This window comes from Nonomuraea mangrovi (assembly GCF_042681425.1).
In the GTDB taxonomy this organism is placed as follows: Bacteria; Actinomycetota; Actinomycetes; order Streptosporangiales; family Streptosporangiaceae; genus Nonomuraea; species Nonomuraea mangrovi.
The window spans coordinates 959168-985438 of the sequence record NZ_JBHUFV010000033.1 but is presented as its reverse complement, the minus strand read 5'-3'; the positions used below and the strand labels follow the sequence as shown (position 1 = coordinate 985438).

24 protein-coding genes are annotated in these 26271 nt (G+C 72.5%); 4 read left to right on the top strand and 20 right to left on the bottom strand.

Going from position 1 to position 26271, the window contains the following annotated elements; genetic code table 11:
• Window position 1: 1 nt before the first annotated feature.
• Complete coding sequence (locus tag ACFSKW_RS22935; RefSeq protein ID WP_379574380.1) at window positions 2-826, bottom strand: type 1 glutamine amidotransferase domain-containing protein; 825 nt, start codon at window positions 824-826, stop codon at window positions 2-4.
• 163 nt (window positions 827-989) lie between these two features.
• On the opposite strand from ACFSKW_RS22935, the gene ACFSKW_RS22930 reads away from it, so the two are divergent.
• Window positions 990-2618: an NAD(P)/FAD-dependent oxidoreductase gene (locus ACFSKW_RS22930; RefSeq protein WP_379574378.1), complete on the top strand. Its 1629-nt coding sequence runs from the start codon at window positions 990-992 to the stop codon at window positions 2616-2618.
• Here ACFSKW_RS22930 and ACFSKW_RS22925 read toward each other — a convergent pair.
• The 18 genes from ACFSKW_RS22925 to ACFSKW_RS22840 form a co-directional block, all read right to left on the bottom strand.
• A complete protein-coding gene (locus ACFSKW_RS22925; RefSeq protein WP_379574377.1) occupies window positions 2615-3991 on the bottom strand; it encodes a sensor histidine kinase in 1377 nt (458 codons plus the stop codon). The genes ACFSKW_RS22930 and ACFSKW_RS22925 overlap by 4 nt on opposite strands.
• Window positions 3988-5061 carry an IS701 family transposase gene (locus ACFSKW_RS22920; protein ID WP_379574376.1) on the bottom strand — a complete coding sequence of 358 codons (1074 nt, stop codon included), beginning with the start codon at window positions 5059-5061 and terminating at the stop codon, window positions 3988-3990. The genes ACFSKW_RS22925 and ACFSKW_RS22920 overlap by 4 nt, the downstream gene beginning before the upstream one ends.
• Window positions 5062-5176: 115 nt before the next feature.
• Window positions 5177-6757: a GMC family oxidoreductase gene (locus ACFSKW_RS22915; RefSeq protein WP_379574375.1), complete on the bottom strand. Its 1581-nt coding sequence runs from the start codon at window positions 6755-6757 to the stop codon at window positions 5177-5179.
• Window positions 6758-6768: 11 nt separating this feature from the next.
• On the bottom strand, window positions 6769-8262 hold the full coding sequence (locus ACFSKW_RS22910; protein ID WP_379574374.1) for a GMC family oxidoreductase: 1494 nt from the start codon (window positions 8260-8262) through the stop codon (window positions 6769-6771).
• The gene (locus ACFSKW_RS22905) at window positions 8262-8942 is read right to left on the bottom strand and encodes an EthD domain-containing protein (RefSeq protein WP_379574373.1); all 681 of its coding nucleotides are present in this window, start codon (window positions 8940-8942) and stop codon (window positions 8262-8264) included. The genes ACFSKW_RS22910 and ACFSKW_RS22905 overlap by 1 nt, the downstream gene beginning before the upstream one ends.
• Before the next feature lie 131 nt (window positions 8943-9073).
• A complete protein-coding gene (locus tag ACFSKW_RS22900; RefSeq protein ID WP_379574372.1) occupies window positions 9074-10681 on the bottom strand; it encodes an FAD-binding oxidoreductase in 1608 nt (535 codons plus the stop codon).
• A 75-nt stretch (window positions 10682-10756) separates the two neighbouring features.
• Window positions 10757-12022 (bottom strand): Dyp-type peroxidase, encoded by a 1266-nt coding sequence (locus tag ACFSKW_RS22895; protein ID WP_379574573.1) that lies wholly within the window; start codon window positions 12020-12022, stop codon window positions 10757-10759.
• A gap of 188 nt (window positions 12023-12210) precedes the next feature.
• Window positions 12211-12801 carry a DUF305 domain-containing protein gene (locus ACFSKW_RS22890; RefSeq protein WP_379574371.1) on the bottom strand — a complete coding sequence of 197 codons (591 nt, stop codon included), beginning with the start codon at window positions 12799-12801 and terminating at the stop codon, window positions 12211-12213.
• Window positions 12802-12852: 51 nt separating this feature from the next.
• On the bottom strand, window positions 12853-14220 hold the full coding sequence (locus ACFSKW_RS22885) for an NADH-quinone oxidoreductase subunit N (RefSeq protein WP_379574370.1): 1368 nt from the start codon (window positions 14218-14220) through the stop codon (window positions 12853-12855).
• Window positions 14217-15647 (bottom strand): complex I subunit 4 family protein, encoded by a 1431-nt coding sequence (locus ACFSKW_RS22880; protein ID WP_379574369.1) that lies wholly within the window; start codon window positions 15645-15647, stop codon window positions 14217-14219. The genes ACFSKW_RS22885 and ACFSKW_RS22880 overlap by 4 nt, the downstream gene beginning before the upstream one ends.
• A 3-nt stretch (window positions 15648-15650) precedes the next feature.
• A complete protein-coding gene (locus ACFSKW_RS22875) occupies window positions 15651-17453 on the bottom strand; it encodes a proton-conducting transporter transmembrane domain-containing protein (protein WP_379574368.1) in 1803 nt (600 codons plus the stop codon).
• On the bottom strand, window positions 17450-17755 hold the full coding sequence (gene nuoK, locus ACFSKW_RS22870) for an NADH-quinone oxidoreductase subunit NuoK (protein ID WP_379574367.1): 306 nt from the start codon (window positions 17753-17755) through the stop codon (window positions 17450-17452). Before nuoK ends, ACFSKW_RS22875 begins: the two co-directional genes overlap by 4 nt.
• Complete coding sequence (locus ACFSKW_RS22865; protein ID WP_379574366.1) at window positions 17745-18236, bottom strand: NADH-quinone oxidoreductase subunit J; 492 nt, start codon at window positions 18234-18236, stop codon at window positions 17745-17747. The genes nuoK and ACFSKW_RS22865 overlap by 11 nt, the downstream gene beginning before the upstream one ends.
• The gene (locus ACFSKW_RS22860; RefSeq protein WP_379574365.1) at window positions 18236-19072 is read right to left on the bottom strand and encodes an NADH-quinone oxidoreductase subunit H; all 837 of its coding nucleotides are present in this window, start codon (window positions 19070-19072) and stop codon (window positions 18236-18238) included. Before ACFSKW_RS22860 ends, ACFSKW_RS22865 begins: the two co-directional genes overlap by 1 nt.
• Window positions 19065-20273 carry a hypothetical protein gene (locus tag ACFSKW_RS22855; protein WP_379574364.1) on the bottom strand — a complete coding sequence of 403 codons (1209 nt, stop codon included), beginning with the start codon at window positions 20271-20273 and terminating at the stop codon, window positions 19065-19067. Before ACFSKW_RS22855 ends, ACFSKW_RS22860 begins: the two co-directional genes overlap by 8 nt.
• Entirely contained in the window at window positions 20264-20584 is a 321-nt protein-coding gene (locus ACFSKW_RS22850; protein WP_379574362.1) for an NADH-quinone oxidoreductase subunit A, read from the bottom strand. Before ACFSKW_RS22850 ends, ACFSKW_RS22855 begins: the two co-directional genes overlap by 10 nt.
• Window positions 20585-20633: 49 nt before the next feature.
• Window positions 20634-22097 carry a gamma-glutamyltransferase gene (locus ACFSKW_RS22845; RefSeq protein WP_379574361.1) on the bottom strand — a complete coding sequence of 488 codons (1464 nt, stop codon included), beginning with the start codon at window positions 22095-22097 and terminating at the stop codon, window positions 20634-20636.
• Between the two features lie 3 nt (window positions 22098-22100).
• Window positions 22101-23549, bottom strand: coding sequence for an LLM class flavin-dependent oxidoreductase (locus ACFSKW_RS22840; RefSeq protein WP_379574360.1), 1449 nt, complete (start codon window positions 23547-23549; stop codon window positions 22101-22103).
• A gap of 51 nt (window positions 23550-23600) precedes the next feature.
• Between ACFSKW_RS22840 and ACFSKW_RS22835 the strand changes: the two genes are divergently transcribed.
• On the top strand, window positions 23601-23936 hold the full coding sequence (locus tag ACFSKW_RS22835) for a winged helix-turn-helix transcriptional regulator (protein ID WP_379574359.1): 336 nt from the start codon (window positions 23601-23603) through the stop codon (window positions 23934-23936).
• Here the strand turns inward: ACFSKW_RS22835 and ACFSKW_RS22830 are convergent.
• Window positions 23921-24598 (bottom strand): hypothetical protein, encoded by a 678-nt coding sequence (locus ACFSKW_RS22830; protein ID WP_379574358.1) that lies wholly within the window; start codon window positions 24596-24598, stop codon window positions 23921-23923. The genes ACFSKW_RS22835 and ACFSKW_RS22830 overlap by 16 nt on opposite strands.
• 57 nt (window positions 24599-24655) lie before the next feature.
• Between ACFSKW_RS22830 and ACFSKW_RS22825 the strand changes: the two genes are divergently transcribed.
• Both ACFSKW_RS22825 and ACFSKW_RS22820 read left to right on the top strand, forming a co-directional pair.
• Window positions 24656-25099, top strand: coding sequence for a nucleoside deaminase (locus ACFSKW_RS22825; protein WP_379574357.1), 444 nt, complete (start codon window positions 24656-24658; stop codon window positions 25097-25099).
• 67 nt (window positions 25100-25166) lie between these two features.
• A complete protein-coding gene (locus ACFSKW_RS22820) occupies window positions 25167-26249 on the top strand; it encodes a hypothetical protein (protein WP_379574356.1) in 1083 nt (360 codons plus the stop codon).
• Window positions 26250-26271 lie beyond the last annotated feature (22 nt).

Sequence of the window (26271 nt, the reverse complement as noted above, 5' to 3'; positions counted from 1 at the left end):
GTCACCAGCCGTAGCGTCGCAGGCCGGACTCGAGCACCTCGACCAGCTTCTCGCCCGCCGGGTAGGAGTCGGGAGTCGAGCGGGCGGTGACGAACGGGTAGTCCACGATCACCGACGTCTCCTTGCCCACGTTGCCGTGGTAGCGGCCGTCGGGCCCCGTCGCGTCGCGCAGGATGTACTCCAGCGGGTACGGCGGCGGCCCCATGTTGAAGTCCACGCCGAAGAAGCCGGTGCCGTCCTTGTAGTCGTACTCCTTGCAGTGACCCGTGACGTGCTTGCCCCAGAGGATGCTGGCCCTGTCCTCCCAGTCGCGGGCGAAGGCCAGGCAGGCGATGCCGTAGCACTCGGCCAGGATCGGCTTGCCGGCGCGCACGAAGGCCAGGACGAGGTCGTGCACCCTGCCGTTGTTGGCCAGGTCCACGATCGGGCCGCTGCCGCCGACGATGACGAGCGCGTCGTAGCGCGCGATGTCGTCGGCGACCCTGCCGAGTTCCCTGTAGTAGGCCTCGACCTTCCTGAGATAGCCGTCGGCGCTGTTGTAGGGGCGTTCGGGAATCCAGTCGGCGAGGCTGAGCGGGTCGTCGAGCCTGTTCGACTCGTCGACCCGCCTGGCCTCGACCGCCACTTCGGGGGTGGTCACCGAGCGGCCCAGCGGCGGGTCGACGTAGCCCGGGTCGAGGCTGGGCGGCAGGGCGTGCGCGCGCTTGCCCGTGGGCGTGGCGATGACGCTCTGGTAGCCCTGCCTGTCGAAGGCGGCCAGCGGGCCGACCAGTTCTTCGCCCCAATATCCGAACTCGGAGAGAACAATGAGAATGGTGCGCGACATCGATCACTCCCGTTGTTAGGTGAATCGTCCGCGTTCGGAGTCAAACAAGCGCCGCTATTCACCGGCAAGGCGCAGGATCCCATTCCGTCAAGTCAGCGAATTTCTCCGGCACTTCGTCAGGTGCCGCCTCGGGTATGCGGAATTCGTGTGCAGAATGCGAAACATGCACGAGCCGCACCGCCCGGTCCTGCTGGCCGTGGACGACGACGACCACGTGCTCCGCGCGGTCAGGCGCGACCTGTCGCGCGCCTACCGGGAGCGTTTCAGAGTCCTCGCGTCGGGGTCGCCGCTGGAGGCGATCCAGCTCCTCGACACGCTGCTCCAGCGTGGGGAGCAGCCCGCGCTGATCCTGGCCGACCAGCGGATGCCCGAGATGACGGGCATCGCGTTCCTGGCCGAGGCCGCCAGGCGCTTCCCCTCCGCCAAGCGGGTCCTGCTGACCGCCTACGCCGACACGGGCGTCGCCATCGCGGCGATCAACGAGGTGCGGCTCGACCACTACCTGACCAAGCCGTGGGAGCCGCCGCAGGAGCGGCTGTATCCCGTGCTCGACGAGCTGCTGGCCGACTGGGAGTCCGGCTACGAGCCCCCGTACCAGGGGATCCGCATCCTCGGGCACCGGTTCGCGCCGGCCACGCACCGGCTGCGCGACCTGCTCACCAGACACCGCCTGCCGTTCAGGTTCGAGGAGGCGGCCTCGCCCGACGCCGACCTGCCGGTCGTGGTGCTGCCCGAGGGCGAGCGCCTGGTCAGGCCGAGCCACGGCGAGCTGGTGACGGCGCTCGGCCTGGCGGCCGAGCTCAGCCATCCGCACTACGACCTGGCGATCGTGGGCGGCGGGCCCGCGGGGCTGGCCGCGGCGGTCTACGCCTCCTCCGAGGGGATGGCCACGCTGCTGGTGGAGGCGTACGTGCCGGGCGGGCAGGCGGGCACGTCCAGCAGGATCGAGAACTACCTCGGCTTCCCCTCCGGCATCTCGGGGGTCGATCTCACGGGCAGGGCGGTGACGCAGGCGCTCAGGTTCGGCGTCGACGTGCTGGCCCCCGTCGAGGCGGTCGCGCTGCGCAGGGCGGGCAGGGCGTGCCTGCTGCGCCTGTCCGACGGCAAGGAGGTCACCGCCGCCTCCGTGCTGCTGTCGACGGGCCTGTCCTACCGCAGCCTCGACGCCGACGGCGCCGGGCGCTTCGAGGGGGCCGGCATCTACTACGGCGCGACGACCTCGGAGACCGAGTCGTGCGCCGACCGGCACGTCTGGATCGTCGGCGGCGCCAACTCGGCGGGTCAGGCCGCGCTCCACTTCGCCAGGAACGCCAGGCACGTCACCATGGTGGTCCGCTCGCGGGGGCTGGCCAGCGGCATGTCGGCCTACCTGGTCGACGAGATCGAGGCGACGCCCAACATCACGGTCAGGCCGTACACGACCGTGGTCTCGGCCGAGGGGACCGAGCGGCTGGAGCGCATCACGCTGCACGACGCGGCGACCGGCGCGAAGAGCACCGAGGAGGCCGAGTACGTCTTCACCTTCATCGGGGCCAGGCCGCGCACCGAGTGGCTGGACGGCATGGTCAGCAGGGACCAGCACGGGTTCCTGCTGACCGGGCCCGATCTCGGCCCCGCCTCGGCGCTGCCGGAGTGGGACCTGCCGCGCTCGCCGCTGCTGCTGGAGACGAGCGTGCCTGGCGTGTTCGCGGCGGGCGACGCGCGGGCGAACTCGGTGAAGCGGCTGGCCTCCAGCGTGGGCGAGGGCGCGATGGCGGTCGCCATGATCCACCGGTACCGGGCCGAGAGCTAGCCGAGCGGCAGCCGGACGACGAAGCGGGTGTCGCCGGGCACGGAGGTCGCCTCCATGGTGCCGCCGTGCCTGCGGGTGACGATGTCCATGCTGAGGTGCAGGCCGAGGCCTGTGCCCTTGCCGACGTCCTTGGTGGTGAAGAACGGCTGGAACACCCGCGGCAGCACGTCGGAGGGGATGCCATGGCCGGTGTCGCGGATCTCCACCGCCGCGTGGCCGCCCTCGCACCTGGTGCTGATCGTCAGCTCCCCCGTCCCGCCCATGGCGTCGACGGCGTTGTCGATGAGGTTGGTCCACACCTGGTTGAGGTCGCCGGGGAAGACCTTCAGCGACGGCACGCAGCCGTAGTCGCGGCGCACGCTGATGCCGCGCAGCCTGGGCGCCATGAGGGCGAGCGTGGCCTCGAGGCCCTCGCGCAGGTCCACCTCCCGCTCGGGCGCCCTGTCCAGGTTGGTGTAGGCGGCGGTGCGGCGCACCAGCTCGACGACCCGCTGACCGGCCTCGGCCGCGTCCTCGGCCAGCGCGCCGGCCTGCAGCGCCATGGCGAGGTAGGCGACGGCGGGGCCGAGCGCCTCCGGCCGCACCCGCGCGGCCAGCCCGTCGAGGACGGCGCCGCTGGTGCCGTGCTCGGCCAGGACGACGCCGAACTCGTCACCCTTCTCGCCGAGCAGGTCGTGCTCGTCGAGCCAGGTCTCGATCTCGTCGACGGCGTCGGCCGCGGCCAGCGCGTCCTGCGGATCGCGGTGGGCGTGGGCGGCGCGCAGCCGTTCGACCAGCCGGCGCTCCCCCTCGTCCGACAGCTCGCCCCAGGACATCGCCGCGGCCTCCAGGTCGGGCAGCGCGGACTTCAGCTCCCCTGTGGCCCGCACGGCGGCGGCCGCGGGGTTGTTGAGCTCGTGCGCCAGCCCCGCGGCCAGCATGCCGAGCCCCTGGAGCATGTGGCTGTGCCCGGCCTGCCGTTCCATGCCGTTGATGCGCATGGCGAGCACGGGCAGCAGGACCCTGCACACCTGTGGGCAGCGTTCCATCATGTCGAAGAAGGCGGCCCGGTCGTAGACCATGACCTGCGCCGATCCCACGGCGACCGCCGAGGCGAGGTAGTCGCCGCCCGTGAGCAGCGGCAGCTCCCCGGTGAACTGGTGTTCCATCCCGCCGCCGAGGTGCCTGGCCAGCACCTCCTCCCTCCCGCCGACGTCCTTGCTGATCACCAGCTCGCCGTCGAGCAGGACGAAGAAGGCCTCGGCCACCTGGCCCTCCCGGAAGATCATCTCTCCGTCGGCCAGTTCCTTGTACACGCCGGCCTCGGCCAGCCATGCGAGCTGCTCGCCGGAGAGCCCGGCGAACAGCTCGATCTCGGCGAGGCGGTCGGTCATCCGTGGGGGCGCAGGCACAGCTCCTCCGAGCCTTTCGTGTCGAGGACGTCGCCTTCGAGCCCGCGCAGCAGCCGGTAGCCGTGCGCGACGGACACGAGCGTCACGTGGTGGTGCCAGCCGGGGAAGGACCTGCCCTCGAAGTGCTGCAGCCCCGACTCGGCCGAGGCCCTGGTCAGCTCGGCCGCCGCCCTGTTGCGCAGGCCGACGAGCCCTGCCAGGTCGGGCAGCCGCGACCTGCCGTCGGCCAGCCAGATCGGCCTGGCGCCGGGACCCGCCTGCCACCTGTTCCCCTCGTACGGCCGGCCCGCGACGGCGTGCAGCCTGGGCCTGACGGGTTCGAGCAGCGGCCTGGCCGTGATCCCAGGGCCGATCGAGGCCAGCGTGTTGGGCGTGACGCGCACCAGGTACGGCAGGCCCCGCTCGGCGAGCCCTGCCAGCAGCGGGTCCACCTTGGGCGTCGCCCTGGCGTCGAGGACGATCGGCGCCGGCGGCAGCCCCCAGTCGATCACCATCTCGTCGATGGCCTCCAGGAGGTGCCGCCAGCGCGGCTTGCTGCGCTCGTGGTGGGGCAGCCGCGTCCTGCCGCGCCTGTCGGGGTCCTCGTCCCACGAGCGGGGAAGCAGCAGCCGCCAGTTGACCGGGCAGCCGCCGTGCTCGCCCACCAGCACCAGGGCGAGCCCGACCTGACAGTTGACCAGGCGGCCCGCCGAGTGGACGAACTGGCGGGCCACCCCGACGGAGTTGGCGCCGTTCTTGGGGAACACGACCTCCTCGAGCACCCAGGCCTTCGGCCTGATCGCCTCGACCAGGAGCTGGGCCAGGCGCTGCCGTACCGGGGCCCAGTCCCAGGGGCTCTGGTTGACGAACTGCTGCAGGCACTGGTCGACCGGCCTGCCCACCACGTGGTCGGAGATCCTGCGGATCGACTTGCGCCCCGGCACCGACACCAGGCCCTGCACGTAGACCTCGCCCCACCGGCGCTGGTCCGACCGCAGGAAGGTGGAGAAGACGTCTTCGCAGAATGGCGTGAGCCAGGTCCCCCGCGATTGTACATTCGTGTATATGGCCATCTGGCCGCCCCTAATATTCGATATCTCCCCTTACGTAGTAATTATTGAAATATCACGGGGTTTGTGACAGAAGCCATTTATGGTGGCATCGCCAGTTCTATCTATGACACCGAGGTTAATTCGCGGCGAGCAGGAAGTCCGCCGCCCTTTCGGCGATCATGACAACCGTGGTATGGGGATGAGCCGTCACCAGCGACGGCATGACCGAGGCGTCGGCCACCCTGAGCCCCTCCACGCCCCGCACCCGCAGCTGCGGGTCGACCACCGCGTCCTGGTCGGTCCCCATCCTGCAGGAGCCGGCGAAGTGGTAGTAGGAGCCCGTGTTGGCCTTCACCCACTCCCTGAGCTGGGCCCGGGTGGTGACGTCCGGGCCCGGCGCGACCTCCGTGAGACCCCACTCGTCGGTGAAGGCCTTGGTCCGGTAGATGTCCCTGGCGATCTCGACGACGGTGACCGTGCGGTCGAGGTCGACAGGGTCGCCGAAGTAGTTGGCGTTGATCCTGGGGTGGGCGCAGGGGTCGGAGCCCGCCAGCCGTACCCACCCGCGGGAGACCGGCCGGACGACGCCGGACAGACTCAGGATCACGTGCGGGTCGACCAGCTCCTTCACGTCGGCGACCGGCTGCCCGGTCTGGACGCGCCTGATGACGTTGGCGAAGAACTTCTCACCGAACGGGGCTCGATGCACCAGGCTGATCTCCAGGTCGGGCACGGGCACACCGTCCTGCGAGCCGCAGAACAGCGCGGCCTCGGTGACCTGTCCCCTCGGGTCGTCGCCCGGCTTGGCCATGTAGCCGATCGGGCCGATGACCAGCGGGTGGTCGTGGAAGTTGGCCCCCACGCCGGGCAGGTCGGCCCGCACGCCGATGCCGAACTCGGCCAGGTGCCCGGGCGCCCCCAGCCCCGACAGCATCAGCAGCTTGGGCGACTGAATGGCGCCCGCGCACACGACGACCTCGGCCTCGGCCCTGGCGACCTGCGTGCGGCCCTCGCGCAGGTACTCCACGCCCACGCACCGGTCGCCCTCGAACAGCAGCCTGCCGGCGGGCGCTCCGGCCAGCGCGGTCAGGTTCGGCCGGTCGAGCGCGGGGTCGAGGTAGGCCTCGCGGGCGCCCCACCGCACGCCGTCCCTGATGTTGACGTGGTGCCAGCCCGCGCCGAACAGCCCCGCGTTGAAGTCGTCCAGGCGCGGGTGGCCGAGCTCCGCGCAGGCGTCGATGAACGTGCGCGAGATCGGGTTGCCGGTCTGCTCCGCGTCGGCGACCGTCATCGGGCCGCCCTTGCCGGCCAGCGGGTTGTGCCCGTCGAGCTGGTCCTCCAGCCGCTGCAGGTACGGCAGGACGTCGTCGAACGACCAGCCGGGACAGCCGTGGTAGGCCCAGCTGTCGTAGTCCTGCGGCCTGCCCCTGGTGTGCATCATGTGGTAGATGTTCGAGGTCCCGCCCAGGCCCCTGCCCGCGGCCGAGTAGACCTGGGTGCCGCCGAGTCCCGGCTGGGGCTCGCTCATGTAGGCCCAGTCGAGCTCCGTCAACAGCACCTCGTTCCACCTGTGCGGACTCCTGACCGCGGGGGTGACCCGCGCGTCGCCCGCCTCCAGCAGCAGGACGGTGGCGCCGGGGTCGGCGCTGAGCCTGGCGGCCAGCACGGAACCCGCCGCGCCCGCCCCGATGACGATGTAGGTGTAGCTGTCTGCCACGGTCGGCTCCTTCACACGATCAGGTCGGCCGCCCGCTCGCCGATCATGTTCGTGGCGGCGGCGGTGTTGCCTGCGGGGACGGTCGGCATGATCGAGGCGTCGGCGACCCTCAGCCGGTCCACGCCGTGCACGCGCAGCGCCGGGTCGACGACCGCCAGAGGGTCGCGGCCCATCCGGCAGGTGCCGGCGGGATGCCAGACGGTGGTGGCCGTCTCGCGCACGTAGGCGCGCAGGTCCGCGGCGCGGCCCGGGGCGCTCTCCCTGTCGCGGAACGGGGTCATCGCCGCGGTGTGCGCCAGCTCTCTCGACAGCTCGATGCCGCGCACGAGCGCCTGGAGGTCGGCCTCGTCGTCGAGGTAGCGGGGGTCGACGACCGGCAGGTCGCCCGGCGAGCCCGAGCGCAGGGTGACCGTCCCCCTGCTGCGCGGCTTCACCAGCACGGGGGCGAAGGTGTAGACGGGGCCGTCGATCCTGTAGGCGTCCTCGACGAACTGCACGGGGCCGAACAGCAGCTGCAGGTCGGGGTCGTCGGGCGGGAACAGCCCCGCCTCCGCCAGCAGTTCGGGCATCGGCAGGTCGGCCGAGGCGGCGTAGGCGACGCCGAGGATCAGGTGGTCCTGCAGGTTCGCGCCCACGCCCGGCAGGTCGACGACCGGGGTGACGCCCCGCTCGCGCAGGTGCTCGGCGGGCCCGATGCCCGACAGCATGAGCAGCTGGGGCGAGGTCAGCGCGCCGCACGAGACGATCACCTCGGCCGCGGCGTCGGCGCGGTGCCTCACGCCGTTCCGCACGTACTCCACGCCCGTGGCCGTCGTGCCGTCCAGCAGCACGCGGGTGGCCCGCGCGCCGGTCACGACGGTGAGGCGCGCGTGGCCGAGCAGCGGGTCGAGGTAGGCGGCCGCGGTGCTGACCCGCTCGTTGTCCTTCGTCCTGGTCGACTGGTAGAAGAACGCGCCCTCCTGCTCGACGCCGTTGTAGTCCCAGTCGTCGCCGCCGGGGAAGCCCAGCTCCGCCGCGCCCCTGACGAACGCCTGCGAGACAGACGAGGGCCTGGCGAAACGGACGACCCGGAGGGGACCCGCCTCGCCCCTGTACCGGTCGGCGCCGTTCTCGTAGTCCTCGGCGCGTCTGAAGCACGGCAGCACGTCCTCGTAGGCCCAGCCCTCGTTGCCCTGCCCGGCCCAGTGATCGAAGTCGCGGCGGTTTCCCCTGACGTACAGCATGGCGTTGACCGAGGTGCCACCGCCCAGCACCTTGCCCTGCGGCAGTGCGATACGGCGGCCGTTCAGTCCCCGCTGGGGTTCGGTGAGGTGCTGCCAGGTGACCTCGGGGTCCCCCCACAGCGAGGCCATGGAGGGGATGTCGGTTCTGCGGATCTCGTCGCGGTCGGCGGGTCCGCCCGCCTCCAGCAGCAGGACGCTCGCGCCCGTGCGCTCGACCAGCCTGGCTGCCAGCGCGGCGCCGGCCGCGCCGGCGCCCACGACGACGTAGTCGTAGCCGGCCATCAGCGGCTCTCAGGCCCGATGATCCAGTGCTCCCTGGTGAGGAGGCGGTGGATGTACCTGGGCTCGACGAACGACTCCAGATCGGCCTGCGCCTTGGCGAACTCGGCGGAGGACAACGCCTCGTCCAGCGCCTGCCGGTCGGGGAAGGACAGCAGGTAGGCGGCGTCCAGCACGGCCTCGCCGATGCCGTAGTAGCCGTCCCTGGTGTGGCACTGCAGGTACCGGCGCAGGCCCGGCACCCTGCTCATCAGGTCGGCGTGCTCGCCGAGGCTGTGGCTCCTGAAGTCGCGCAGCGGCAGACCCTCCCTGCGCTTGACCAGCACGATGAGCTTCACCCCCGCTTCGGGCGCGAGCTCGTCGCCCTTGACGATCTCGTGGGCGTCGGTGTCGAGGACGACCGTCCGCCAGAAGGCCGCCCACGTGGGCTCGTCCTTGCGCGCGCCCTCGAGGAACTCGGGCGTCTGGAGCGACTCCAGCTGCTCCTTCTCGTCGCGCAGCCAGATCTCCGCGACACCGCTCCACAGCTCGTTCTCGAAGGGGATCGTGGTGTCGATCAGGTACTTCCTGATCTGCGGGATCTTGCTGGCGTACTTCACCGCGTGCACCTCGACCCAGTACCGCTGGAAGTCCTCCTCCGACATTCCGGGCTTGGGCGCCGCGAAGATGAGTTGATGAATCACCGCAATCCTCCGTCACTGCGTAGGTGGAACCGACGTTAGGGAGCGGGGCGCGCGCACCGGAAGGACGCCGCGGGGACCTGGTCAAGTAGGCCCGGACACTCCGTGCGCTGCGACACCGCGTCAGGGCCGGGTCAGGGCAGGGCGATCGACTGCGCGTGCCTGAAGACGTCGCGCGGGTCGTAGGCGGCCTTGATCCGCTGGAGCCTCGGGTAGTTGTCCTTGTAGTAGAGCGTCTGCCACGGGACGCCCGACCGGTTGAAGGCGGGATCGGTGATGTCGGGGTCGGGGTTGTTGATGTAGCAGCCGTCGGCCTGCGCGTTGGGCGCCGGGTAGCCGCCGGTGGCCGACCACACCGACCCGTACAGCTCGCGCAGCCAGCCGATGTTGGCGGCGTCGGCCGCCGGGTCCTGCCACTGGGTCTCGAACAGGGTCCAGAACGCGGCGCCGCGGTGGACGAGCGCGGTCCTGTTCGCGGGGACCGCGTTGACCGCACCGCCGCTGAAGCCCGCGAGCGTCACCGCGCCCGCCGGGTTGGCGAAGTCGGTGCGGGTCAGCGCCCGGTACATCGCCGCCGCCTGTGCCTGGGTGTAGCCGGTGCGCAGGTAGGCCGACTTCGACGCGCCGCGCAGCGTCGGGTTGATGAAGGAGGGGATGCTGGCGGCTATCAGCCGTACGGCGTGCAGCCACGGCAGCTTCTGCGCGGGCTGGGCGGCGACCACCGCGTCCACGCCGAGCCCCTCGGTGAGCGCGCCCAGGTAGTCGCCCAGCAGCTGCTGCGCGCCCGGCGCGGTCGCGTCGACCTGGGTCAGCAGGAAGACGTTCTGGGCGGAGCGGTGGGCGAGCGAGGCGATGCCCGACAGCACCCTGGCGGGCGAGGTGGGCGCGGCGTGCTGCTCGTACCAGCGGCCCCAGTTGGTGACCAGCCGGGTGAACTTCGCCTCGTCCAGCGCGCTCCACGGTATGCCCACCGCGCTCAGCAGCACGTCCTTGGGCGGCTTGACCAGCAGCCTGCCCGGATCGGCGCCGCTCGTCCCCGGGGTGCGGAACCAGAAGCGCGTGACGATGCCGAAGTTGCCCCCGCCGCCGCCCGCGCTGGCCCACCACAGGTCGTGGTGGGGGTCGGCCGGGTTGCGGCCCGCCACCACCGCGCGAGCGGTGCCGGAACGGTCGACCACGACGATCTCGACCGCCTCCAGGTGGTCGATCACCGCGCCGAACTGCCTGGACAGGAAGCCGTAGCCGCCACCTGTGGCGTGGCCGCCGATGCCGACCGTGGGGCACATGCCGCCCGGGAGCGTGACGCCCCACTTCTTGAACAGCGTCTCGTAGACGGCCGACAGGCGCGCGCCGCCCTCGACGGCGAAGGCCTGGCGGCGCGGGTCGAAGGAGACGCCGCCGAGGCCGGACAGGTCGATGACGACGTCGACCTCGGAGTTGAACACGAACGGGGCCAGGCAGTGGCCGCCCGAGACCACCGACAGCCGTTTGCCCCTGTCGACCGCCTCCTGCACGGCGCGCACGACCTGGTCGGTGGAGCTGACCAGGCGGACGTAGTCGGGCGTGCCGACCCAGCGCTGGTTGTAGCCGACGGTGAGTTCCTGGTAGCGGGGGTCGTCGGGAAAGATGTTCACCGCCGCCGTCACGGGGGCGCACGTCTGGCCGCCGGCCTCGTACCCGCTGATGCCCGCTCCCGCCACGGCGGCAAGGGGAGCGGCCCCGAGTAAGCCTCGTCTCGTCATTCCCATCATGAGGCTCATGATTGACGAACGGTCCTGCGAAGGCTCTGGGCAGCTAACGGAGTCACCGGCTTTCGATCAGGTCTCGACCAGCCGCTGCCCCAGGTAGTCATCGTCGCCGGTCAGGCCGGGCAGCGCGAAGTAGAAGCCGCCGCCCTCCGGGCGGGTGAACCGCTCCATCGGCTCGCCCTTCAGCCTGGCCTGCGACTGCAGGAAGTTGGCGAGCCTGCGCTGGTAGCTGACGAAGGCGAGGCCCTGGTCGTCGAGCCCGCGGGCATAGTTGAAGCCCCTGCGCAGCATCGCCTTCTCCGCGCCGGCCGTGCGCGGGTTGGCCAGGCGGATGTGCGCGTCGAGCGGGGTGAGCCTGCCGTCGGGGTCGTCGCGGTAGCGGGGGACGTCGGTCTCCTTGGTGCCGTCCAGCGGCGCGCCGCTGTCCTTGCGCCGTCCCACGACGCGTTCCTGCTCGGTGAGTGAGGTGCCGTCCCACTGCTCGACGAGCAACCGGATCAGGCGGACGGCGACGTAGCTGCCGCCCACGGCCCAGGCCGGCTCGCCGTCGTCGGCGCCGACCCAGACGGCCTTGTCCATCACCGCGGGCTTGCCCGCGTCGGGGTTGCCGGTGCCGTCCTTGAAGCCGAGCAGGTTGCGCATGCCGGTCGTGCCCGCCCTCGCGGTGGCGTCCGGCCTGGCGAAGCCGTCCTGCGACCAGGCCGGTGCGAGGCCGCCCTTGGTGGCCCTGACGGCCGCGCGCAGCGCGTGCACGCACACGTCGGGGTGGTCGCCCTGCAACAGCAGCAGCAGGTCGCCGTGGGTGCGGGCGGGATCCAGCACGTCGTTGGCGAGCACGCCCATCGGCACGAGCTCGGCGGGTTTGGCGGCGGCCAGACCGTACCTGCGGTCGAACAGCGACGCTCCGACGCTGAGCGTGGCCAGCACGTGCTGGCGGCCCTGGCCGAGCAGCAGCGCGCTGTCGGAGGGCGGCAGGTCGGCGGTGGCGGGCGCGAGGGCACGGCCCGCCATGAGCCTTTCGAGCTCGGCCGACAGCGCGCGCAGCGTGCCGGTGAGCGCTCGCCTGTCGGGGTCGAGGCAGCGGAAGGCGACCAGCAGGCACGCCGACGCGGGCCCGGTCAGGATGCCCGGCTGGTGCGCGGCCCTGAACGTGGCCCGCGCCACCCTGGCGCCGCCCTGCGACATGAGCTCCTGCGGGGCGGGAGTGTCCTGCCGTACGGCGCTAGCCAGCGCCGACGCGCCCGCGGCCCCCACCGCCAGGCCCGCGCCGCCGGCCGCCGCGCCGGTCAGGAACGCCCGCCTGGACGGCCTGCTCTGGCGTTCGTCTCGTGACATCACGCGTCAATGGTGTGCTCGGCGGTCGAGGTGGAGCACCTAATCCAGACGGAGTCCGTTATGTCGGCGAGGATGCGACGGCCGCCCCGCGGCGGCGCACCAGCGGCGCACCAGCGGCGCACCAGCGGCGGTTCGGCGACGGTTCGCCGGCGGTTCGGCGGCCGTTCGGCGGCCGTTCGGCGGCATGGTCAGAGGCGGTCGAGGAGCTGCCGCAGCTCGGTGACCTCGGCCTGCTGGGTGCTCTCGATCGTCTCGGCCAGCTCCTTGGCCGCGGGATCGGCACCGTCGGCCTTCTCGGTGCGGGCCATCTCGATCGCGCCCTCGTGGTGGGCGATCATCAGCTCCGCGAAGCGCCTGTCGAAGGCGGCGCCCTTGGCCTGCTTCAGCTCCTTCATCTGCTCCTCCGACATGATGCCAGGCATCGCGTGGCCCATCCCGCCAGAGGGTACGGGCCGGCCCCACGCCTTCAGCCATCCCGTCATGGTCTGGATCTCCGGGTCCTGGGCCGCCTTGATCTTCGCGGCCAGCTTCTTGATCTCCGGATCGGCGGCACGCGTAGCGGCGAGGTCCGCCATCTCCACGGCCTGCCGGTGGTGCGGGATCATCATCTGCGCGAACATCACGTCCGCTTCGTTGAAGGCGGCCGCCGTGGTGGCGGCAGGAGTGGTGGCGGCAGGAGCGGCGCTCGGCGCGGCCGCCATGTCGTGTCCCGTCGTGGAGCCGCAGGCGGTGAGCAGCGCGAGCGCGCCCGCCGCGAGCAGGACTCGGATCTTGGCCATGATTCTCCGTAGTTGGTGATATCGCTGGACAGAGCAGTTTCCGACCCATCTCTACGATAGCGCATAGTAGATAGAGAGGGTCGTTCCGAACACCAGGGACGTCGCGGCGGTCAGATAGGCCACCCATGCCACGCGCCCTGCGGACCCGCCCGGCGCGCCACCGGCGCGGTAGAGCGGCAGGATCCAGCGCAGGTAGTAGAACAGGCTCGCGACCGTGTTGACGGCGGCCAGCACCGCGAGCCAGGCCAGCCCGCCGCTCCACGCGGCCGACATCGCCAGCACCTTGCCGGCGAACACCGCGGTGGGCGGCGTGCCGACCAGGCCGAGCAGGCACACGACCAGCGACGCCGCCAGCCACGGCCTGCCGCGCGCCAGGCCCGCGTAGTCGGCGACGGCGTCCCCGCCGACCGCCACGACGACGGCGAAGGCGCCGAGGTTGGTGACCGCGTAGGCGGCCAGGTAGAACAGCAGCGCCGGCTCGGCCATGGCGGTGCCGCCGGCGGCCGCGACGGGCAGCAGCAGATAGCCCGCCTGGCTGATCGTCGAGTAGCCGAGCAGGCGGCGGACGTTGTCCTGGTAGAAGGCGGCGAGGTTGCCGAGCGTCATCGTGGCGGCGGCGACCAGCGCGACCGCGAGACGCACGTCGACGACCTCGGTGGTCAGGCGGAACAGCGCGGCGAACGCGCCCAGCTTGGGAACCGTGGTGACGAAGGCGGCGACCGGCCTGGAGGCGCCCTGCGCGACGTCGGGAACCCAGAAGTGGGCCGGTACCGCTCCCGCCTTGAACAGCGGCCCCGCCATCAGCAGGACCGCCGCGACGCCGGCGCCCCCGGTCTGGCGGTAGGCGGTCGTACCCGCCACGCCGTACAGCAGGGTCACCCCTGCCAGCATGAGGACGCCGAGGAAGGCGCCCATCAGGTAGTACTTCAGCGCCGCCTCGGTGCCGTTGGCGTCCTTGGCGAACCCGGCGAGCGCGTAGGAGGGGATGCTCGCCAGCAGGTAGGCGGCCACCAGAAGGAGCAGGTCGGCGGCGCCCGCGAGCAGGATGGCGCCCAGCGAGGAGAGAAGGATCAGGACGTAGAGCTCGGCCTCGCGGCGCAGGCCGCGCGCCCACCCGGCGGCCATGGCCAGCACGACGAGGGTGGCGGCGACGACGGCGAGCCTGGTGGCGATGGTGAGGGCGTCGACGGTGTACCCCTCGACGGCCATGCTCCCACCCGCCATGCCCCCACCCGCCATGCCCCCACCCGCCATGCCCCCACCCGCCGCCACGGCCGTCGTCGCCGCCGCCGCGACCAGGAAACCGGCGCAGATCCACGCGACGATCCACTGCCTGTCACGCCGTGCGAACATGCCCGCGAGCAGGCCCGCGACCGCGCCCGTCAGGACGAGGATCTCGGGGAGCAGGCCGGCGATCATCGGCTCACCAGCGTGACGAGGGCGGCGGAGAACGGCTCCACCAGGTCGAGCAGCCACCGGGGAGCCACGCCGATGGCCAGGGAGAGCAGCAGGAGAGGGGCGACCGCGCCCAGCTCCCGCGGCTTCACGTCCGTGACGGACAGCTCGCCCGGCGGCCCGAGGAATGCCTTGTGCAGGGCGCGCAGCAGGAGGGCCGCGGTGATGAGGATGCCGGCGATCGCCGGCGCCCCCTGCCAGAGCGCGCCCGCGCCGATGACCCCCACGAAGATCTGGAACTCGGCGATGAAGCCCGACAGCCCGGGAAGGCCGAGCGAGGCGAAGGCGGCCACGGCGGTGAGCGCGGCGAACACCGGCGCGGTGGCGGCGACGCCGCCGAGCCTGCGCAGGTCGTAGCTGCGCACCCGGTCCCACAGCACGCCGGTCAGAAGGAACAGCGCCCCGGTGATCAGGCCGTGGCTGACCATCTGCGTGACCGCGCCGCTGACGGCGAGCTCCCTGGCCCGCGCGCCGCCCGCGACGAGCCCCGCCGCGCCCAGCGCCAGCACGATGTAGCCCATGTGGTTGACCGAGGTGTAGGCGATCAGGCGCTTGAGGTTGTCCTGAGCCATCGCGACGAGCGCGCCGTACAGGACGCTGACCAGGCCCACGGTGATGATCAACCAGGCGTGGCGCTGCCACGGCCCCGGGAGCATGGGCATGGCGATCCTGGCGAAGCCGTACGTGCCCATCTTCAGCAGCACGCCCGCCAGGATCGCCGAACCCTCCGCGGGCGCGTCGGTGTGGGCGGGCGGCAGCCAGGTGTGCAGGGGGACGACCGGGGTCTTCACCGCGAGGCCGACGCAGACCGCCAGCAGGACGGCCGCGCCCGCGGGCGGCGGCCGGCCCGCCAGCTCGACCATGTCGAACGTGCCGCCCGCCAGGTAGAGGCCGATGAAGCCGAGCAGCAGCACCAGAGAGCCGAGGAAGGTGTAGAGGAAGAACAGCAGAGCCGAGCGGAACCTGTCGCCGTGCCCCCAGCCCACGATCACGGCGTACATGCCGACGATGGACAGGTCGAAGAAGACGAAGAACAGCAGCAGGTCAAGGGAGGCGAACAGGCCGAGCGAGACCGTCTGCAGGAACAGGAAGAGCGCGGCGAACGCGCGATCGCGCCTGGCGTAGAGCGCGCACACGAGGAACAGCACGTCCGTCATCGCGATCAGCGGCAGCGACAGCCCGTCGACCCCCACGTGGTAGCCGGCGCCGATCGAGGGGATCCAGCGCAGCCGCTGCTCGTAGCCGACCCCGCCGCCGTAGCCGACCCACATCGCGATCACCAGGGCGAGGTCGGCGACCGCCGCCGCCGGCCAGACCCAGCGGGCCGCGCGTCCCGCGAAGGGCAGGAAGGCGGCCGCCAGCAGCGGCAGGAAGACCGCGAGGGAGAGCACACCTCACCTCGTCAGGACGAGCACGACGGCCAGCAGGAGCAGGGCGACCGCGGCCTGGGCGAAGTAGGTGTGGATCTGCCCGGTCTGCGGGCGCCTGGCCAGCTCACCCGCCCTCGCGGCGCCTCTCGCGACCCCTCTCACCATGCCGTCGACGCCCGCCTCGAGACCGGTCCTGGCCAGGCGCGCGGCCGCGGTGGCGACCCTGGGCACGGCCCGTACCGCGCCGCCGACCACCTGGTCGTCGAACCTGGCCAGCGCGTGGGCCAGCCGGTCGGCGGGCCGCCACACCGCCGCGACCGCCAGGCGCTCCAGCCCCAGCCAGCCCGCCAGGATCGCCGGTACGGCAGGCCTGACGCGGGCCGCGAGCAGCGCCACGGCCACCGCCAGAACCCCCGACAGCGCCGACTCCCCCGCCCCGGGCGCGCGGGCGGAGGCGTCGCCGAGCAGCGCGGACCACCGGCCGTACACCACGGGCAGCCCGACGAGCCCGAAGGCCGCGGCCACCGCGGCCAGGGCGGGAAGCGGGAGACGTTCGAGCACCCCCACGGGGCGCCCTTGCCTGCGGCCCTCGCCCCAGACCGCGACGACCGCCTTGGTGGCATAGGCGGCGGCCAGCAGCGCGCCGCCGAGCGCGACGACGCGCAGCGGCGCGGAGGAGACCTCCGCCAGGATCGCGTCCTTGGTGACCCACATCGACAGCGGCGGCACCCCTGCCAGCGCCAGCGCGCCCACGGCGAAGGTGACGCCGACCAGCCGGTGACGGCGGGCCGCGCCGCGCAACTCGGCGAGGTCCTTGGTGCCCATCGAGGTCAGCCAGGCGCCGGCGCAGAGGAACAGCAGGCTCTTGACCGCGGCGTGCGCGACCAGGTGCGCGGCGCCGCCCGCCACGGCCGCGACGCCCGCCGCCAGCACCATGAACCCGAGCTGGGCGCAGGTCGAGGCGGCGAGGAGCTGCTTGAGGTCGCGCTGGGCGACGGCCACGGCGCCCAGCAGCAGCGCGGTCAGCGCGCCCGCCCACGCCACGGCGGCCGCGGCCCAGCCGGTGGCCGCCAGCAGCGGTTGCAGCCGCAGCAGCAGGTAGGCGCCCGCCGCGACCATGGTGGCCGAGTGCAGCAGCGCCGACACGGGGCTCGGGCCGGCCATCGCCCTGGACAGCCAGAACGAGAACGGGAGCTGCGCCGACTTGCCCAGCGCGGCCAGCACGATCCCCGCGGCGATCAGATCCCGCCACGGGTCCGCCGTCCGCGCCAGGCCCGCGAGCGCGAACACGTCCCGGTGGCCCGCGCCCGCGGCCACCGCGCATCCGGCGGCGAAGTAGAGGCCGAGGTCGCCCGCGCGGGTGGTGACGAAGGCGACGGTGGCCGACCTGACGCGGCCGGGATCGCGCCACCAGAAGCCGATCAGCGCGTACGACATCGCGCCCATCAGCTCCCATCCCACGAGCAGCAGCACCAGGTCGGCCGCGGTGACCGTGAGCAGCATCGCGCCGACGAACACCAGCATCAGGCCGAAGAACCTGCTCCTGTCCTCGCCGACGTCGCCCGCGGCGAAGACCAGGACGGCCGGCGAAGCCGCCGCCACCGTCACCGCCATCACCGCCGAGAGCCCGTCGACCGCCGACCCCGCCGCCATGCCCCCGAACAGCTCGAACGTCACCCGCGGCCTGACCACCGCCGCCCAGCAGGCCGCCGCCAGCGTCACCAGGGCGACCAGCACGGCGACGGGAGCGGCGATCCTGTCGGCGCGCCGCGTCCAGGCCAGCAGTCCGCCCGCGAGCATGGGCAGGCCCGGCAGCAGGGCGTTCATCCCTTGAGGTCACCCGCCCCGTCGGTGGTGTCCACCTCGCGCGCCCTGAAGATGGCGGTGACCACGGCGAAGCCCATCGCCATCTCCAGCGCCATCACCGTCAGCGCGACCAGGACGAGGACCTGCCCGTCGGCGGAGGAGGGGGCGAGGAAGTACCAGAACGCGCCGCCCGCGACGAGCACACCGTTGATCATGAGCTCGAGGCCCATCATCAGCATCACGATCGACTGCTGGGACAGCGTGCCGTACACGCCGACGGCGAAGAGCGCGGCCGCCAGCAGCAGGAAGGACTCAAGCGTCATAGCGCCCCCTGTGCGTGGCGAGGACGACGGCCGCGATCATGGTGGCCAGGATGGCGACGCCGAGCACGATCATCACGAGCATCTGCGGCCCCATGATCGCCAGGCCGAGCGCGTGCGTGGGATCGGCGGGCGGCGCTCCCCTGCGCTCGGGCCACGGCGTCAGCAGCGCGCCCGCCGCCAGGGCCGCGAACACCGCGCCCGCGATCAGCGCCGAGCCGCGGTTGTTGTGGACCATCGTCATCGGCATGAGCCCCGCGGGGTTCATCATGAACATGATCATGAAGACCGCCATGATCATCATTTCCATGACCATCATGAGGATGGTCAGCACGCCGAGATAGGCCAGGTCGATCAGCAGGAACGTGAGCCCGACGCAGAGGAAGGAGGCCAGCAGCGCGAACGTCGCACGCGCCATGGAGTCGACCACGAACACCGTGACGCCGAACCCCACCGACGCGACGGCCAGCACCCAGAACAGCATCAGATCACCACGATTCCCACCACGAGCAGTTGCAGGAGCGCCAGAGGCAGCAGGACCAGCCACGAGGCCTGCGTGAAGCGGTCCATCCTGACCGCCGGCACCCTGTGCTTGACGAGCACGAGGACGGCAAGCACCGCCGCCGCCCCCGCCAGGCCGCCGCCGCCGAGGAACAGCGGCCCCGCCGCCCACGCCGCCACCGCGAGCATGAGATAGCGGCCTGCCTGGAAGACCAGCCGGTCGGGCCCGGACAACTCGGCCGTCACCCCTCCGGCCAGATCGGAGCCGAGCGGCCGGCTCATCGGCCCCCAGAACGCCATGGCCAGCGCGGAGATCAGGTAGATCGCGAAGGCGACGGGCATCCAGAGGGCGAACCACGCTCCCCGCTGCGCCTCCTCGACGGCTCGCAGGTCGAGCGAGCCCGCGCCGAGCGCCACCGTGATCAGCGCGAACATGTGCGGCAGCTCGTAGGCCAGCCCCTGGGCGAGGAAGCGGTAGCCGCCGATGAGCGGATAGACCGAGTTGGGTCCCCACCCCGTCAGCCACAGCGAGGCCCACGCGCAGACCTCCATGGCGTTGAACCAGACGATGCCGACGCTCGACTCCACCAGCGCGGCGCCGCCCAGGGGTAGAACGATCATGGCGAGGGTCGCGAAGAAGGGCAGGCTGACGACGCCGATCCGCATGAGCAGCAGGTCGGGCATCGGCGTCCGGCGGCGCTGCCGGCCCAGCAGCCTGGCCGTCTCCCGCAGCGCGGCCGCGGGCGAGCGGGTGGCGAGCGCGCCGTCGAGGCTCGCCGCGCCGAGCGCGAGAGCCGCGAGCGCGAGCAGCTCAGGCATGGAGCACCCGCTCGACGTCGGGATCGAGGCTCGCCACGATCAGCCTGGCCTGCGCCAGCTCCGCGCCCTCCAGCAGCCCGGGGAGGAGGTCGAGCGCGGGGCCGGGCGGAGGCGGGCCGTCCATCGGGACGCGCTCGTCGAGTGCGACGCCGATGTCGTCGAGCATGCGCTCCATCCGGCCCAGCACGTCGGTGCCGTCGACGAGGCCGACGTCCCTGAGCATCCAGCGCAGGATCCGGGAGCGGCGCACCCTGCGGTCGAGCCTGTCGAAGCCCCGCGCCGCCGCTACGCCGTCGCCGCCGTCGCCGTCGCCGCCGCCGTCGAGCAGGTCGTCGCGAAGGCGGCGCGCCTGCGCGGCCGCCGCGGGCCAGCCCGCGACGCCGAGGAGCCTGCCCAGGCCGTCGAGCCGCGCCGCCGCTCGCCGTCGCCCTCCCGTTCGCCTGGTCACGGCCCCCGAGGTCCACGGCTCGATCCAGTACGGCACGGCAGAGCGGCCACCGCCAGGGAGGATCTCGACGCCGGCCTCCTGGATGACGTCGCCCTGCATGACGGTGTGGACGATCAGCCCCGCCGGCCAGTCGGGCAGGATCGGGCCTAGAGGGACGTGGAGCCGGTCGAGCCGCAGGCCGTCCCGGTCGTCGCCCCTGGTGGCCATCGCGAGGCCGCCGGGGCCGCCCATGTGACGAGCGTGCTCCCCGGGCTCGCGACCCCCGTGCTGGTGACCCCCGGGCTCGCAACTCCCGTGCTGGTGATCCCCGGGTTCGCGACCCCCGTGCCCGTGGCTCCCGTGCCGGCGACTCCCGTGCTCGTGACTTCCGGGGTCGTCCGGCCCGCGTTCGCGGCGGTCTTGCGGCGGGGGCGTCTCATCGTGGTCGTCATGGCGGGCCTCGCCCAGCGCGGCGACCGCCCCGTCCAGGCTCTCCCCCACCTCGGCCGCGCCGACCGGCTCGGGCAACCGCACCAGGGCGCGGGGGCGTGGGACGGCCGCCCACGCCTGCCGTACCAGCTCGGCCAGTTCCGCGCCCGGCGAGCCGCACACCACCAGCACGCTCGCCGCCGCGGGCGAGAGGGCGGGCAGCCACCCCCTCCGGGCCGTCTCCGCTTCCACCAGCAGTCGCGCGCCGGTGCCGAAGGGCGCGGTGACGACCAGGGGTCTGGGGCCGCGCGCCGCCACCCTGGCGAGCCACCCGGTCAGGCCCACCGCAGCGCCCCCTCGCGCCACGCGTAGAGGACGCCGACCATCAGAAGGCCGAGGAAGACGAACATCTCGGCCACCGCGGCCGCGCCGACCTCGGCCACGACGAGCGCCCACGGGTACATGAAGACCATCTCCATGTCGAAGGCGAGGAAGACGAGCGCCACCGCGTACCAGCGGACGTGGAAGCGGGACAGCGCGTGCTCGGGCAGCGCGGGGAACGGCATGACCCTGGCGGGGGCGACGCGCAGCGACACCAGGTACACCCCCGCCACCCCGGCGGCGAGCAGGCAGAGGACGGCCAGGACCTCTGTCATGATCACCCCCCGGCACGCAAAGGTACTAGGGTGCGTAGTACCCCGCTGATCACATGTGAACCACGACCGCCGATCCGTCGCTGCGCGGGTCGCTACCAGCGGCGAAGGGGTCCGCCGCGACCACCTGGGCGTGGCCCACCCACTCCGAGCGGGACGGCAGCTCGACCAGCGGCGCCCCCGTCCCGGCCAGCTCCCCGAGCTCGGGCAGGTCGGCCTCGGCGCTGATCGTGTCCTCCCGCTGCCCGACCTCCAGGCCGCCGACGACGAAGCGCGGCGCGGCCACGGCCGCGGCGGGATCGGCCCCTTCGAGCAGGCGCAGCAGCACCTGGGTGAGGATCTGCGGCTGGGCCTTGCCGCCCATCGTTCCCGCCACCCACGCGGGCCGCCCGTCCTTGGTGACGATGACGGGCATGAGCGTGTGCGCGGGCCGCTTGCCGGGCGCGATGACGTTGGGCGAGGCGGGGTCGAGGGAGAAGAACGAGCCGCGGTTGTGCAGCAGGATGCCGGTGGACGGGTCGAGCACGCCCGAGCCGAAACCGTGGAACAGGCTCTGGATCAGCGAGACGGCCAGTCCGTCGCTGTCGGCGGTCACGACCGCCACGGTGTCGCCCGTCGCCCTGCCGCTGACCGCGGACGCCGGCGCGACGAGATCCGGTCTGTCCGGGTCCAGGAGGGTGTCCACGTCCACCGGGACGAACCTCGGGTCGGCCAGGTACGCGGCCCTGTCGGCGATGCCCCGGTGGAAGGCCGCGGCGAGCGGCCCCCTGGCGCCCAGGGCCTGCAGCAGCAGGAAGCCATGGGTGTTCGGCGGGCTGGTGTGCACCTCGTACCCGCGGAAGGCACGGCTGAGCGGCGCCGTGCGCTCGACCTCGAACCTGGCCAGGTCATCAAGGCCGAGCCAATCCGACAGGCGCGCGCCGAGCGGCCCGCCGTACAGGGTGGCGGGGCCGTGGGCGGCCAGTTCCGCGAGGGTGGCGGCCAACGCGTCCTGGCGCAGCGTGTCACCGGCGGCAAGCGGCCTGCCGCCGGGGCGGAAGACCTCGCGCATGCCGGGGTCGGCGGCGATCAGCTCGTCGGCGTCGGCGATCGCCTCGGCCAGCCCCCGCACGACGGGGGCGGCGGCGGCGTGCCGTACCGCGGCCTCGAAGTGGGCGGGCCAGGGGCGCGCGGCCCCCGCCTCGTGCAGGGCGTCCCAGCCCGCGACCGCGCCGGGCACGGTGATCGTGTCGGGTCCCGTGACGGGCATGGCGTCGCCGTGGCGGGCGGCCAGCGCCGCCCTGTCGGCGCGGGACTGCGCGGGGCCGCTGGCGTTGACGCACGTGACGCGGCCGTCGGGGGTGCGGACGAGGGCGATCAGGTCGCCGCCGACCGAGGTGTTGTGGGGGTAGACGACGGCGAGCGTCGCCGCCGCGGCGAGGGCGGCGTCGAGCGCGTTGCCTCCGCTCCTGACCGCGTCGCAGGCGGCGTCCGTGGCCAGGGTGTGCGGGGTCGCGACGGCGCAGGTGTAGCTCACGGGTCACACGTCCAGATCGAGCCGGGCGAGGGGCTCCACCAGTTCCTGCTCCTCGTACTCGAGGTGCGACAGCAGGGCCCCGGCCAGCGCGTCGAGCGCGTCGCGGACGCCGTCGATGCCGTCGGGGTCCTCGACCATGGCGACGAGCGCGGCGTCGAGGCCGGTCAGCAGGCCTGCGATGACCTCGTGCTCCTCTTCCAGCCGGTCGATGACGGGTGCCAGCGACGCCTGCGCGGCCCTCAGCGCGGGGAACATGCGCTCGTCCTCGATGGTGTGGTGCGTGGTCACGACCCTGCAGTAAGAGGCGCAGAAGCTGCCGAGGGTCCAGTAGTTCTGCCGCATCGTGAGCCGGTTGATCAGCGAGCGGAGCGCGGCCACCTCCCCACGGCCGGCCGCGACCTGCTCCAGGCCCTTCCGGATCTCGGCCAGCTCCTCGCGCAGGCCGTCGTGGACCCTGACCAGGTGCATGCCGCGTTCGCGCTGGGCGGGCGAGAGCTCGGCGAGGTCGCGCTTGGGCAGGCGCGGCCTGCTCGACTCGTCGAGCGTGGCAGAGGGGCTCGTCCCCGGCTCGGCCGCCTGCCGCTGCTCGCGCCCGAGGGCCGCCCTGACTTCGGGCGCGACCTCCTCGGCGAAGATCTTGAGGTCGCGTTCCTCGGTGGGGGCCATGACGAACACGCTCATGCCGTACAGGTGGACCAGCTCGGCGAGCTGGTCGGCCCACAGTGAGGGCGGCCCGTCCAGGAAGCCCGGGCCTGCCAGACGCGAGAAACGGCCGCTGACGTTGTAGACGCGGCGGATCAGCGCGGGGTCGCGGCCGGCGTCGGCCGCCGCGCGATCCACGACCGCGCTCATCGCGGCCAGCTCTTCCGGCGCGGCGTAGGCCGACGAGGGCACCCAGCCGTCGGCGGTGCGCCCGGTCAGCTCCAGCATGCGGCGCTTGTAGGCGCCGACCCACACGCCGATGCGGTGCGGCGGGAACGGCCCTGGCGCGGCGCCGTCCAGCCGGTAGTGCTCGCCGTCGAAGGCGACGGGGCCGCCGGGCGTCCACAGCGCGCGCATCACCTCGATGCCCTCCGCGAGCGCGGCCACCGCCTGCGCGGGGGTACGGCGGGGCCCGCCCATCGCGGCGACGCCGTCCCAGAAGGCCCCGGACCCCACGCCGAGCTCCACCCTGCCCCCGCTCAGGATGTCGAGGCTGGCGGCGGCCCTGGCCAGGACGGCCGGCGGCCTGAGGGGCACGCTGGCCACGTCGGGGAAGAACCTGATGTGCTGGGTACGCGCCGCCAGCACCGACAGCAGCGTCCATGTGTCGAGGAAGGACGGCTGGTAAGGATGGTCCTGCACGCCGATGATGTCGAGGCCGACGTCCTCGGCGAGCGCGGCCTGACGCATGAGCGTGTGCGCGTTCTCGGCGGTGGGGGTGAGAAAGGCGCCGAACCACAGTTCATGCATAAAATCGGTCATAGGCCTTACATTACATAACCAGCTTACGGAAGGTAAGTGATGACCTCTCCCGAGGCACTGCTGCGGCACTGCCCGCACTTCCAGGTCGCCATCGAGCTGGTGGGCCGCAGGTGGAACGGCGTCATCCTGCTGGCGCTCGCCAGAGGCGCGACGCGGTACGGCGAGCTGCGCGACGCGGTCCCCGGCCTGTCGGAACGCCTGCTCGCGCAACGGCTGCGCGAGCTGGAGTCGTCGGGCGTGGTGGCGCGCGAGGTGCGGCCGACCACGCCGGTGCAGATCCGCTACACGCTCACCGAGAGCGGCGCGGCGCTGGTCGAGGCCATGCGCCCGCTGATGGCGTGGGCCGACAGGTGGGCCGATCAGTCGGCGACGTAGCTGATCGACCTGACCTCGTACCCGCGCGCCTTCGAGCCGGCCACGTGCATCAGCATCGCGCCGCCCTCGTACGACCAGAAGCAGACGCTCTTCTCGCACCCCTGGAAGGTGTACGGCACGCCGTGAGGGTCCCACTTGACCTTGAACAGCGTCTTCAGGGCCGCGGCCGTCGCCACCTCGGCGCCCTGGTTGCGATCGCCCTTGTGCCAGGCGCCCAGCAGGTGCCTGGCCGCCTTCTCCTTCGAGTAGTGGCGCGAGGTGTAGACCTTGGCGACCTTGCCGCCGGAGGCGATCATCAGGATGCCGTTGAGCTCGCCCGGCACGCGGACGCTCGTGTGCCTGAACGCGCAGGCGCCGGCGACACAGCCGGCGAAGGTGTCGGGCGCGCGGAAGACGTAGGCGAACAGCGTGTTGACCGCGGCCGGGGTGGCGAACGTGGCGGCGGCCGTCCTGTCGTCGCGCAGCCAGGCGCCGAACAGCCTGCGGGCCGTGGTGGCGGCCTTGGGGGCCTGCGTGGCAGCCGTGACAGCGGACTGAGCGGCGGCTTGGGCGGCGGGCAGGGTGGCCGGCCTGGGGGCCGCGGCGTGCGCCGCGGCGGCTGGGAGCGTGAGGGAGGCGGCCGCAGCGGCGGCGGCCATTCCGAACAGCCATCGGCTTGACATGCCCCGAAGGTAGGGCGCGATCCTTGCACGCCGGTTGCAGCACCCTAGGGTGGGCCCATGGACTTCCTGGAGATCGCCGTCGAGCAGGCCCGCACGGGACTGGCCGAGGGCGGAGTGCCCGTCGGGGCGGCGCTGGTGGCCGACGGCGAGGTGCTCGGCGCGGGCCGTAACCGCAGGGTGCAGGAGGGCAGCGTCATCCGCCACGGCGAGACCGACGCCCTGGAGCGGGCCGGGCGCAGGAGCGCGCTGGTCTACCGGCGGTCGACCATGTACACGACGCTGTCGCCCTGCGCGATGTGCACGGGCGCGATCCTGCTCTACGAGATCCCGCGCGTGGTGATCGGCGAGAACCGGACGTTCATGGGCCGCGAGGACCTCCTGATCGCCCACGGGGTGGAGGTCGTGGTCGTCGACTCCGCCGAATGCCGCGCGCTGATGGCGGCGTTCATCGAGCAGTGGCCCCAGGTGTGGAACGAGGACATCGGACAGCCGCCGGAGTAACAGACTGTCCCGTGACGGTTACCGAAAATCACCTCAAGCCGGTGAGGCTCGCGGCTAAGGTCGCCCCATGGATCTACTCGCGCGTGCCGCGGAGCTGAAACCAGAGCTGCTGGAGTTCGCGGTGTCAGGAAGGTTCACCAGGGAGCTCGGCCTGGTGTACAGCCGTTTCTTCCCCGACGGGGTGATCACCGACGAGGCGACCTCCGCGCTCGCCCTCGACCACTTCGCGCTGGAGTACCGCCTGCCCGGAGGCGACCTGCTGATCGACAGGTTCGTGGCGGAGCGTCCCGAGTTGCACGAGGCCGAGCGGGCCATGGTGCTCGGCTGGAAGGACGTGGTGGAGGGCATCTTCGAGGTCCACACCGTCGCGGGCCCGGCGATCATCCTGTTCAACCTGATCGACGAGCTGACCTACACCGCCCACTCCGACCTGGGCGAGGCGGCCTTCGACGTGCTCGACCCGGGGATGTTCATGGTCGGGCGGCTCATCCCCGTCACCCTGGACGACTGGATGATCAGCGCCACCCCCGCCGTCTACACCGCCGAGATGCGGCCGCAACTCGTGCGGGCGGCGGCCGATGCCGTGCTGCGCCATCCGGCCAGGGTGTTCCGCAACCCCGCCCTGCTGGCCGAGGCCTGGCAGATCCAGGCGGCGCAGCGGCGGCAGTTCGTCGAGCACTTCGGCTCCGACCTGGTGGTCCTGCGGGGCGAGGAGGTCGCGGCGCGGATGCGGGCGTTCACGTCGCTGGAGTTCCCCGACCATCTCCACGAGGAGGAGAGCGTCGCGCTGATCTTCGACGAGCGCGACGGGCTCGGCTACTACACCGACTTCGGCGCCGTCGAGGCGGCCTTCGCCGACCCCTCCCTGGTAACCAGGGGGCGCTACCGCGACGCCGTCAGCCGCTATCTCAGGGGCGACGCGGTCTCCCCCGTGCCGATCAGGCACCTGGCCGCCCGCGACCACGCGCTGGCGAGCGAGGTGTTCGCGACACTGCTCGGGCGGCGCGGCTTCACGTGGCCGCTGGACGGCGAGGCGCTGCTGAGGGCGCACAAACCCGGCTACTTCAGCGCGCCGCGCCTGCCGGCCTGCACGCCCGTCACCGGCGTGCTCGCCGAGCTGGACCGTGTCGTGGAGGAGGGCCTGGTCTAGGGCCGGTCTCAGGCGCCGGCAG